Source organism: Streptomyces mesophilus (assembly GCF_011044995.1).
In the GTDB taxonomy this organism is placed as follows: Bacteria; Actinomycetota; Actinomycetes; order Streptomycetales; family Streptomycetaceae; genus Streptomyces; species Streptomyces mesophilus.
Genome location: NZ_JAAKZW010000266.1, coordinates 1 through 10,426, shown reverse-complemented (window position 1 = coordinate 10,426; position 10,426 = coordinate 1). Strand labels below are relative to the sequence as shown.

Genomic DNA, 10,426 nt, shown 5'->3' with positions numbered 1-10,426 from the left:
GCTTCGCCCCCTGACCCCCGGCATCCGAACTTCGTTCGGATCTGCTCAAACGCCGCAGGGGCTGATGTTGCGTACCGTTCCGGTATGACAACTGCGGAGCCCCGGCCCGATCTGCGTCCCCCGGGCCTGAACGCCGACGAGAAGACCACACTGTTGACCTTTCTGGACTACCTGCGCGAGTCGGTGCTCGCGAAGGCGGCCGGGGTGCCGGAGCCCGCGGTGCGTACCGCGGGTGTTCCCTCCGGGACCAGCCTGCTTCTTCTGCTCAAGCATCTGACGGCCGTCGAACTCAACTGGTTCGTCTGGGCGTACGAAGGCGCCGACCGCGCGCAGTGGGACGACGAGGGCGGGGTGTCCGACGACGACACCGCGTCCGGCTTGGCGGATGCCTATCGTGCGGCGGTCGCCCGTGCGAACGAGGTCGCCCTCGCCTGCACCGACCTGGACCGCCCCGGTGCCCGCTCGCTGCGCGAGACCCCGCCGCCGTCGATGCGCTGGGTGCTTGTCCACATGATCGAGGAGACCGCCCGGCACGCCGGGCACGCGGACATCCTGCGCGAGCAGATCGACGGTTCCGTCGGGCGCTGAGACAGGCCCCGTCGGGCGGCGAGACAGGCCACGGTGGGCGGCCCCCTCCCAAAGGGACCGCCCACCACCCCGCGGGGAGCGGGATCAACCGTGCCGAGGCGAAGGCGTCAGCACTCGTACCGAGTGGTGTGCTTGAACGAGGACGTCGATCCGTCGAAGCCGTACGTCCCACGGAACGCCGGCGGGTTCTGGTACTCGCCGACGATCGTGATCGTCGACGCGCACGAACCCTGGCCCGACCGCTTGGCGTCGATCCGCAGGCCCTCACCGATGAAGCCACCGGTGATGTCCCAAGGCGCCCCGCAGATACCGGACTTGATCTGGCCGCCCGTCACCACGTGCGGGTAGGTGTTGGGGTTGTACGTGACTTCGAGGGCGAAGCTGATCTGCCCGTTGTGCAGCGTCAGCTTGCAGTCCGTCGAGACCGCTTGTGCCCCCACGTCCATCTGCTGCGAGGCGAAGGCCTCGTCACGCGTCTTGACCTCGGCGCCCTGCGGGTTGAAGAACTTGTGCTCCGACCGCTGGGAACCCTTCTGCTTGCGTGCCTGCGTGGTCATGGTGCCTCCCTTCCGTACGACTCAGGCCAGCTGCTCGGCGATCTCGACGCGCAGCAGCGCGCGGACGTTCTCGATGTGGTTGGACACGGTGACCACGGACGAACCGGCGAACAGCAGGCCGACCGCCACGTTGTCCTGGGAGGTGACCAGGGAACCCGAGTCGCCGCCCGCGGAGATGTTCGTCGTGAGGATCTGGTCCTTGAACCGGGCCGTCCCCGCCGTGCCGTAGTTGACGTCGATCGTGGCGTCGACCGCGATGATCCGGCCGAAGCTGATGTTGGTCGTACGGCCGGTCTTCTTGACCAGGTCGCCGACCGCCACGTTGGCCTTGCGCCGCCAGGCGCGCGGCGCACCGCTGAAGTACGTCTCGCGGGTGGCGTCCTGGAAGTCGACCGAACCGAGCGCCGCGTCCACGACGTTGTTGTGCCGCTCCAGCGGAATCTGCGGCGCGAACTGGATCGTGATGAACCGTTCGAGCGTGGCGATCCGGTCGCCCGGGTCCTGCCCGCCGTCGAATGTGCCGGGCTGCAGGATCGCACTGCCCAGCTGCGCCCGGTTGGAGTCGGCGAGCACATGGTTGTTGGACAGGATGTAGAACTTCGACGGTACGCCGAGGCCCGCACCCGGCGGGTCCACGGTCGCGCCCGGCAGGAAGTCGTAGACGACGCTGCCGAGGGTGCCCGCCGTCACGCGGACGTTGCCCACCGAGAAGCCGGAAGGGCAGGGCCGCATACGGCGCTTGAGCAGCTGCGGCTCGAACGCGCCGAGCCCGCCGAGCTCTTCGAGCAGGGGCTGCGACAGCTGGGCGAGCTGCTCGGACACCTCGGGGCGCCCGGCCTGCTGCTCGTCACCGCGCGCGGACGGTACGGACCGCCCACGGCCGGTGCTGCGCTGCGCCGCCACATGACCGACCGCGATCACGTCGGTCGGGGTGCCGTCGTCCATCTGGCGCGGGACGACATCCCGCTCCGGAAGCATGGACTCGGGAACCTTCTGGGTCACGAAGACGAGCACGGCCTGCTCGCCGGTGGGCCGGCCATCGGCCCATTTCACCCCGTGGCCGAAGCCGACCACGTTGGCCAGCGGCGCTTCACGCCGCAGGAAGTCACTCATCGCCTGCTGGCGGGAGCTGTCGCTGAGCTGCCCGCCCGTCGGGCCTCGCATCAATTCTGGCCGGCTCGTCACGCCTGACCACCTACTTCCCCTAGCGATGCGCGGGGATCCCCGGCGGCTCAGGACTCCTGGTCCTGGGCGTCGACTGAGCCGATCGCGAGCACGCGTACCGGCACGCCCTCGAGCTCGTCGGGAACCAAATCGTCGTCCGGGAGCAGATCGCGGGGCACCTTTCGGGTCACGAAGACGACGATCACGTCCTCGCCCGAGTGCTCGTCCCGTCCTATCCCCACCCCGGTCACATGGGCCAGCATCATGAGCCGGCCCTCATGGAGCCTGCGTGCCTCGTGTGCGTCCACCGGGCTCGCCTCTCCGCGTTCTGCGCTCCTGCAGGTAGGTGTCTGTCTATTGCCGCCGCACACGGGGGTCAAGGGCCACCACATGAAATCTTGGGACTCGCGGTATCTGCTCCTCTTGACCTTGTTTACGAAGATTGGGAGCGCTTGCGGCGCGCCGGGAAACGGACGCGCCGCCTCCTGCCGGGGCCTTGTTTCCGTGCTCAAGTACGCAGATGCGAAGCCCCGTTGAGATCGAGGACGGTCCCGGACGCCCACTCGGCGGCGGGCGAGGCGAGCCACCGTACGGCCTCGGCGATCTCGTCCGCGGAGGCGACCCGGCCGAACGGGCTCTGCTCCCGGATCGCCGCGCCCTCCGCGCCTTCGAGGCGGTGCGCCACGCGCTCGGTGTCGAAGAAACCCGGGGCCACCGAGGCGACCGCGATCCCGTACGGGGCCAGCGACACGGCGAGGGACTGGCCGAGCGCGTGCACCGCGGCCTTGGTCGCGCCGTACGCCGGATGATCCGGCTCGCCCCGGAAGGCGCCGCGCGAACCGATGTTGACGATCCGCCCGCCCGAGCCCTGGTCGATCATCCGGCGGGCCGCGAGATGGCTGAGATTCGCCGTAGCGAGCAGGTTGACGGACACGTGCGCCTGCCACAGCGCCGCCCACTCGTCGTAAGGGGTCTCCGGGAGCGGGTGGCGGAGGTTGACGGCCGCGTTGTTGACCAGGACGTCGATCCCGCCGAGCCCGGCGAAGGCCTCCTCCGCGACGCCCGCCGCCCCCGCGGCGTCGGAGACGTCACCGCCGACCAGGACGTGTCCGGAGCCGTCGAGCGCGTCGAGGGTCCGCTGTGCCTCCTCGCGCCGGGAGTTGTAGTGCACGGCGACCCGGTCGCCCTGGGCGGCGAAGACGCGGGCGACCGCGCGGCCGAGCCCGCGCGAGGCTCCGGAGACGAGGACACGGCGGCCGGTGGGGGCGGAGGGATTCACGGAAGCTGGACTCCAGAAGTCGGACGGTGTTCAGCCTCCGTTTATACGCGGGCGGAACTCTCTGGCGCGGACCACCCCGCACCTTCCGTGCACCTGGACCGTCGCTTCAGGAGAGACCATGCCGCTCACGCGCAGAGACTTCGCCCGCCGCTCCGCCCTCACCGGTGCGGGCGTCGCGCTCGCCGGTACCGCAGGGGTACTCGCCACCACCGACGGCGCCCTCGCCAGCCAGGAGGAGGCGACCGGCGCCGGCCACGGGGACCGCCCCCACGGCCCCGGTTACGGGCCGCTCGTCCCCGACCCCGAGGGGATCCTCGCGCTGCCCGCCGGATTCACGTACAAGATCATCACGTACAGCGGGAAGACGAAGCTGGACAGCGGCGAGTTCACCCCGTCGAACCACGACGGCACCGCCACCTTCGAGGGCCCGCGCGGCACCACGCTGCTCGTGAACAACCACGAGATGGACGGCCCGCGTTCCGACTACGACCACCCCGTGCCGCTCACGGAGGGCCTCGTCTACGACCCGGCCGCGGCCGGCGGCTGCACCGTCGTCGAGGTGCGCCGTGGCGGTGAGGTCGCCGAATGGGTGGGCGTCGCGGGCACCTCCACCAACTGCGCGGGCGGACGGACCTCTTGGGGCACCTGGCTGACCTGCGAGGAGAACTCCGACAAGGCCGGCGAGAACGGCATGACCAAGGACCACGGTTACGTCTTCGAGGTCGACCCGTACGACCGCAGGGCCAACCGCGACCCCAAGCCCCTGAAGTTCTTCGGCCGCTTCGACCACGAGGCCGTCGTCGTCGACCCGAAGACCGGTCACGCGTACCTCACCGAGGACGACAGCAAGCCCAACGGGCTCTTCTTCCGCTGGGTCCCGCCGGGCGCCTTCAAGCACGGCCGCGGCCAGTTCGGGAAGCTCGCCGACGACGCCGGGACCCTTCAGGCACCCAAGTGCTTCGACTCCGGCGGCACGTTCGTCGACGACCTCTCGCGCGCCACGAAGATCGGCACGGTGTACGGCGTCGACTGGGTGGACGTGCCCGAGCGCGACGCACAGCAGACCGCGATCCGCAAGCAGTTCAAGGACGGCGAGGTCACCCGCGCCCGCAAGCTCGAAGGCATGTGGTGGGCCGACGGCGGTGCGTACATCGTCTCCTCGTACGCCCGCACGGAGAGCCCCGGAAACCCGCACGACGGCCAGGTCTGGTTCTACCACCCCAAGCGCCGCACCCTCACGCTCAAGGTGCTGCTCGGCGTGAATCCCGACCCGGGCAAGGACGGCGCCTTCGACGGCCCCGACAACATCACCGTCTCCCCGTACGGCGGCCTGATCCTCGCCGAGGACGGCGAGGGCGTCTCGCATCTGTTCGGCGCGACGGACAGCGGCCGTACGTATCCGATCGCGCGCAACGACCTGAACGTCGGCACCGAAGAGGAGCCGGAGTACAGCGAGTTCGCCGGCGTGGTCTTCTCGCCCGACGGCGGGACGCTGTACGCCAACATCCAGGACCCGGGCATCCTCGTGGCCATCACGGGACCGTGGAAGCGGAACTCCCGCTCGTAGTCTGCCCGATCACCCGATCCGGCCTTAATCTGGCGGAATGGATCACCTCACACCGGTCGTGGAGCTGGTTGCCGACGTCCTTGGACCCGAGCTCATCGGCAGCTACCTCCACGGCTCCGCCGTACTCGGCGGGCTGAAGCCGGCCAGTGATGTGGACCTTTTGGTGGTGTCCCGGCGCTCGCTGACCCCTGACCGGCGCCGGGCACTGCTTGACGGGCTTCTGCGGCTCTCCGGCCTCGAAGTGCCGCTGCGGCCCATCGAGTTGGTGGTGGTCGTCCAGTCCTCCGTGCGGCCGTGGCGCTACCCGCCGGTCTGCGACTTCCTGTACGGGGAGTGGCTGCGCTCGTCGTACGAGAAGGGTCTCGTGCCCGAACCGGAGGAGATGCCGGATCTGGCGGTGCTGCTCACGACGGCCCTCGCGCATGGCCGGACACTCAGCGGGCCGCCGCTCGCGTCGCTGGTGGATCCCGTGCCGCACAAGGATGTGGTGGCGGCGAGTGTCGCCGGGATCCAGCTCCTGATGGAGGACATCGACGACGACGAACGCAACGTGCTCCTGACGATGGCCCGTACCTGGGTGACGATCGCGACGGGCCAGATCCTGCCGAAGGACCAGGCGGCGGCCTGGGCGCTCGAACGGCTTCCGGCCGAGCACCGGCCCGCGCCGGCCCACGCGCGGGAGCTGTATCTGAACAGCACCTACGCCGAGGAGACGTGGAGCGACGAGCTCCGGCGCGGGGTGCGGCCCTGCTTCGACGCGATGCTCGCGCGCATCGACGCCCTCAGGGGATTCGGCTAGCGCCTGTCTTGTGGATCAGGCCGGGCGCTCGACGTACATGCCGTCCCTGAGGCCCGACCCGTAGAACGTCAGCTGATCCACGTCGACCACGTCGAAGTACGGCCGGTCGCCGATCGTGCACGGCCCGGCGGTGTCGCTGATCCCGCTGTCCGTGAGCTTCGACTTGCCCAGCAACAGGCGGTGGGACGTGGCCTGTTCGACGGGAGCGGAGTAGGCGCACCAGGTGCCGTCCTCGCCGATCTCCATCCGCCAGGTCACCTGCTTGCCGACCGGGTCCTCGGGGATGTCGAACGTCCACACGTTCCCGGCCTCGCGGTTCTCCCAAGCGCCCGGATAGCTCTGCGGGAAGCCGTTGCCCGGCTCGAGCGTGTCAGGGTCGCCGGTGGCGTCCTGGCTTTCGGAGACCGAGTCCCCGGGGGAGGCCTTGTCGCCCGGCTGCTCCTCGGCCTTCTCGCCATCGGAGCTCGCCGACGGCGAGCCCGACGCGGAAGGAGCGTCCTTCGCCTGGGTTCCCCGGCCGCCGGGGTCGGTGCCGGCCGAGTTGCTGCGGCCGTCGTCCGAGCTCTCCTCGCCTCCCTTGCCGTCCAGGAGGCTCGGCAGCAGGACGTACGCTCCGGCACCCGCGGCGACGAGTACGCCCACGAGCGCCAGCGGGAGCGCGCGCCGGCGCCGGCGCTTCGGCGCGCTCGCGGTGGAGGGCGGCGTGGGGTCCGACGCAGGTGCGCCGGGGGCCGGTTCGGGGCGCGGCGCCGCCGGGGCGGAGTCCTTCCGTACGGATTCATGGCGCACTCCGGACGCCGACGCCCGGGTGGACTCCTGCGGCGCATCCGCATCCACGTCCGCGTCGAGGAGCCGCACCGCCGCACGCCCCAGATGACCGACGAGCTCCGGCGGCAGCCACTCGCCCTCGGCCCCGGCGGCCGCCGCCGTGCGCTGCACGATCGACGTCAGCGAGGGACGCTCCTGCGGCGCCTTGCGCAGGCACGCGCCGATGAGGTCGAGCAACTCGCCCTCGACGCCCGCCAGATCCGGCTCCTCGGACACGATCCGGAACATCTGCGCGTGCGGCCCGATCTCGGACTTGCCGAAGGGGCGCCGGCCCGTGGCCGCGTACGCGAGCAGCGCGCCGAGCCCGAACACGTCGCTCTTCGCCCCTACCGGCTCGCCCCGCACCTGCTCGGGGGACATGAAGCCGGGGGAGCCCAAGGCATAGCCGGTACGGGTGAGTTCGTTGTCGAGCGCGAGATGGCGGGCGATACCGAAGTCGATGACCAGGGGGCCGTCGAGCGTGAGCAGGACGTTGGACGGCTTGAGGTCGCGGTGGACGAGCCCCGCCGCGTGGATCGCGGTGAGCGCCTGGGCGAGGCGGCCCGCCATCACCAGGACGGTGTGCTCGGGCAGCGGACCGTACTCGTGCTCGACGATGGCGTCGAGACCGGGACCCGGCACGAACGCCGTGGCGATCCAGGGCGAATCGGCCTCGGTGTCCGCGTCGAGCACGCGGGCCGTCCAGTCGCCGCCCACCTTGCGGGCCGCGTCCACCTCGCGCCGGAAGCGCAGCCGGAAGGAGTCCTTGCCGGCGAGCTCCTCGCGCACCACCTTCACCGCGACCGTGCGGCCGCCGGGTGAGCGGGCCAGGAACACCTCGCCCATTCCGCCGCTGCCGAGTCGGCCGAGCAGCCGATAAGGACCGATCTGCCGCGGATCCTGCTCCCTGAGCACCTGCATGACCTGCCCGCCACCTTCCCCCGTACGTCGGGGTGATGGTACCCATGGGCCGTCCGGGCCTCGCGGGGCGTACCCGAAAAACCCTTGGCGGCTTTGCGGGTTCGCTCTCTAGAGTCGTAGACGTCCAGGTGCGCAGGCAGGACTTACTTCCACTCTTAATGGGGCGGTCGCAGGTTCGAGTCCTGCCTTCGGCATTCATGCCGGAGTAGCTCAGTGGTTAGAGCACCTATGTAGTTCCGCCGACCTGATCTCTGGACATCTTTTCCAGCACAGCTTGATGCACCTCCCGGTGCGAAGGCCCGCGGCTACTTCTTTGCGAGAATCCACGCCGCACGGCCGCCTTGATCTCGGGAGGCGTTTCAGCAGAGGGACTCTCACCGCCGTCGACTCCGACCTCGGGCACCCCCTTGCCGAAAAGCCTCCCGCGATTCCGTACAACGCCACATCATCCGTACACCAGGAATTCGGGGGGAATTCTCATGGCGCGCTTCAACACCAAGTTCACTCGCCCACGCGGCACTTCGCGTGTCACGTCCACCGGGCGCACCCTGCGTACCTTCGAGGGCGGCCGGGGATTCGAGCGCGAGGAGCGTTCCGAGCTCTTTCTGCTCGCGGTCGCGAATTTCGTCTCGCAGCAGACCTTCTACGAGAAGGGCACGGACCGCGACGACCGCTTCGCGCGCCTCGTGCGCAAGCTGGCCGTCGAGGACCCGCAGTGGACCGCGGGCCTGCTCGGCTGGCTGCGCGGCGAGGGCAACATGCGGACCGCCTCGCTGGTCGGCGCCGCCGAGTACGTGAAGGCGCGGCTCGACGGGGGCGCCACCGACGGACCGTCGAACCGTTCGGTCGTCGCGTCCGTGCTCCAGCGCCCCGACGAGCCCGGTGAGCTGCTCGGTTACTGGACCTCGGTGTACGGACGCGCCCTGCCCAAGCCCGTCAAGCGCGGTGTCGCGGACGCGGTGCGCCGCCTCTACCACGGCAAGTCCCTGCTGAAGTACGACACTTCGGGCAAGGGCTACCGCTTCGGCGACATCCTCAACCTGGTGCACGCGGCGCCCGACGCGGACAAGCCGTGGCAGGGCGAGCTGTTCCAGTACGCGCTCGACCGCCGGCACAACCCGGAGACCGCGCTGCCGCCCGCGTCGAGCCGTGTGCTCGTCGCGCACCGTGAGCTGATGGGCCTGCCCGTCGACGAGCGGCGCGCGGTGGTCACGGCGCCCGACGGTCCCGCGCGTCTCGCCGAGGCGGGCATGACCTGGGAGGCCCTCGCGGGCTGGCTTCAGGGCCCGATGGACAAGGCCGCGTGGGAGGCCGTGATCCCGTCGATGGGCGCCATGGCGCTCGTACGGAATCTGCGGAACTTCGACGAGGCCGGGGTCTCGGACGAGGTCGCGGCGGCCGTCGCGGCCAAGATCTCGGACCCGGAGCAGGTGCGCCGCTCGCGGCAGTTCCCGTTCCGGTACCTGGCCGCCTACCAGCACGCGCCGTCGCTGCGCTGGGCGTACCCGCTGGAGCAGGCGCTCGCGCACTCGCTGTCCAACGTGCCCGAGCTGCCCGGCCGCACGCTGGTCCTGGTGGACCGGTCCGGTTCGATGTTCTTCTCGAAGATGTCGGACCGCTCGCAGCTCACCCGGGCCGACGGCGCCGCCGTGTTCGGTGCGGCGGTCGCGCTGCGGGCCGCGAAGGCCGATCTGGTGCAGTTCGGTTCGACGAGCGCCGCGGTGAAGTTCCGCCGGGGCGAGTCGGTGCTGAAGGTCCTGGAGCGCTTCGGCGACCTGGGAGGCACCGACACGACCGAGGCGGTACGGCGGTTCTACCGCGGGCACGACCGGGTCCTGATCGTCACCGACGAGCAGTACACGTACAGCGCCCACGGCGACCCGACCGCGCAGGTGCCGGCGGATGTGCCGGTCTACACCTGGAACCTGGCCGGGTACCGGGCGGGCCACGGCCCGTCGGGTGCGCGGAACCGGCACACCTTCGGTGGCCTTTCGGACGCGGCCTTCCGGATGGTTCCGCTCTTGGAGCGGGGCCGTGAAGCGGACTGGCCGTGGGAGACGGCCGTGTGAGGGCGGGCCTGCGGGCCCCGGGGGGACTCCCTGTCTGCCGTCCGGCGGAAACCGGACGGCAGACGGGGAAAACTCGCCACGGGTAAGGGAACGGCAAAGAGATCTCGCTCGTTACCCCAGTCATGACAGCTATGACCCCCGGCTCGAACATCCCGCTGCCCACCGCCCGTGTATCGGTGGACGTCGCCGCTCCCGTGCGGCTGGACGTATCGGGCCTGCTGCTCACCGCCGACGGCAAGGTGCGCTCCGACGACGACTTCATCTTCTTCAACCAGCCCTCGGGCCCCGGTGTCACCTACCAGTCGGGCGGCGGCTCGGCGCCCGACAAGGTCACGGTGGACACCGCGGCCGTCCCGCCGGGCATCGAGAAGATCGTGGTGACCGCGAGCCCGGACGCGGCGGGGCAGACCTTCCAGGGCGTCGAGCCCACGGCGACGATCCGCAACGCGGACGACGGCAGCGTGATCGCCACCTTCACTCCGCCGCAGCTCGGCTCCGAGACGGCGCTGGTGATCGTCGAGATCTACCTCCGCAACGGTGCGTGGAAGGCCCGCGCCGTCGGCCAGGGCTATGCGAACGGTCTGGCCGGTATCGCCACGGACTTCGGCGTATCGGTGGACGAGCAGCCCGCACCCGCCGCAGCCGCAGCCGCACCCGCTGCCGCTCCGGCCGCAC

General features: G+C 70.4%; 10 protein-coding genes and 1 tRNA gene. 6 read left to right on the top strand and 5 right to left on the bottom strand.

Going from position 1 to position 10,426, the window contains the following annotated elements:
• Window positions 1-84 precede the first annotated feature (84 nt).
• Window positions 85-588: a DinB family protein gene (locus G6045_RS35700; RefSeq protein ID WP_165336368.1), complete on the top strand. Its 504-nt coding sequence runs from the start codon at window positions 85-87 to the stop codon at window positions 586-588.
• Window positions 589-695: 107 nt separating this feature from the next.
• On the opposite strand, the gene G6045_RS35695 is transcribed toward G6045_RS35700, so the two are convergent.
• The 4 genes from G6045_RS35695 to G6045_RS35680 all read right to left on the bottom strand — a co-directional run bounded on the left by G6045_RS35695 (window position 696) and on the right by G6045_RS35680 (window position 3,588).
• Window positions 696-1,145 carry a hypothetical protein gene (locus G6045_RS35695; RefSeq protein ID WP_165336367.1) on the bottom strand — a complete coding sequence of 150 codons (450 nt, stop codon included), beginning with the start codon at window positions 1,143-1,145 and terminating at the stop codon, window positions 696-698.
• A 21-nt stretch (window positions 1,146-1,166) separates the two neighbouring features.
• A complete protein-coding gene (locus G6045_RS35690; RefSeq protein ID WP_165336371.1) occupies window positions 1,167-2,309 on the bottom strand; it encodes a chymotrypsin family serine protease in 1,143 nt (380 codons plus the stop codon).
• Window positions 2,310-2,377: 68 nt separating this feature from the next.
• Window positions 2,378-2,617, bottom strand: a complete 240-nt coding sequence (locus G6045_RS35685) for a hypothetical protein (protein ID WP_307813156.1) — start codon at window positions 2,615-2,617, stop codon at window positions 2,378-2,380.
• A 200-nt stretch (window positions 2,618-2,817) separates the two neighbouring features.
• A complete protein-coding gene (locus tag G6045_RS35680; RefSeq protein ID WP_165336366.1) occupies window positions 2,818-3,588 on the bottom strand; it encodes an SDR family NAD(P)-dependent oxidoreductase in 771 nt (256 codons plus the stop codon).
• Between the two features lie 118 nt (window positions 3,589-3,706).
• Between G6045_RS35680 and G6045_RS35675 the strand changes: the two genes are divergently transcribed.
• Entirely contained in the window at window positions 3,707-5,155 is a 1,449-nt protein-coding gene (locus G6045_RS35675) for an alkaline phosphatase PhoX (RefSeq protein WP_165336365.1), read from the top strand.
• A gap of 37 nt (window positions 5,156-5,192) precedes the next feature.
• A complete protein-coding gene (locus tag G6045_RS35670; protein ID WP_165336364.1) occupies window positions 5,193-5,954 on the top strand; it encodes an aminoglycoside adenylyltransferase family protein in 762 nt (253 codons plus the stop codon).
• 15 nt (window positions 5,955-5,969) lie between these two features.
• Here the strand turns inward: G6045_RS35670 and G6045_RS35665 are convergent, their stop codons facing one another.
• Window positions 5,970-7,682 carry a serine/threonine-protein kinase gene (locus G6045_RS35665; RefSeq protein WP_165336363.1) on the bottom strand — a complete coding sequence of 571 codons (1,713 nt, stop codon included), beginning with the start codon at window positions 7,680-7,682 and terminating at the stop codon, window positions 5,970-5,972.
• Window positions 7,683-7,795: 113 nt separating this feature from the next.
• On the opposite strand from G6045_RS35665, the gene G6045_RS35660 reads away from it, so the two are divergent.
• The 3 genes from G6045_RS35660 to G6045_RS35650 all read left to right on the top strand — a co-directional run.
• Window positions 7,796-7,876 (top strand) — tRNA-Lys (locus G6045_RS35660).
• Window positions 7,877-8,161: 285 nt separating this feature from the next.
• Complete coding sequence (locus G6045_RS35655) at window positions 8,162-9,751, top strand: TROVE domain-containing protein (RefSeq protein ID WP_165336362.1); 1,590 nt, start codon at window positions 8,162-8,164, stop codon at window positions 9,749-9,751.
• A gap of 122 nt (window positions 9,752-9,873) precedes the next feature.
• Window positions 9,874-10,426: TerD family protein (locus tag G6045_RS35650; protein WP_206344625.1), on the top strand; the 553-nt coding region annotated here is incomplete at its 3' end.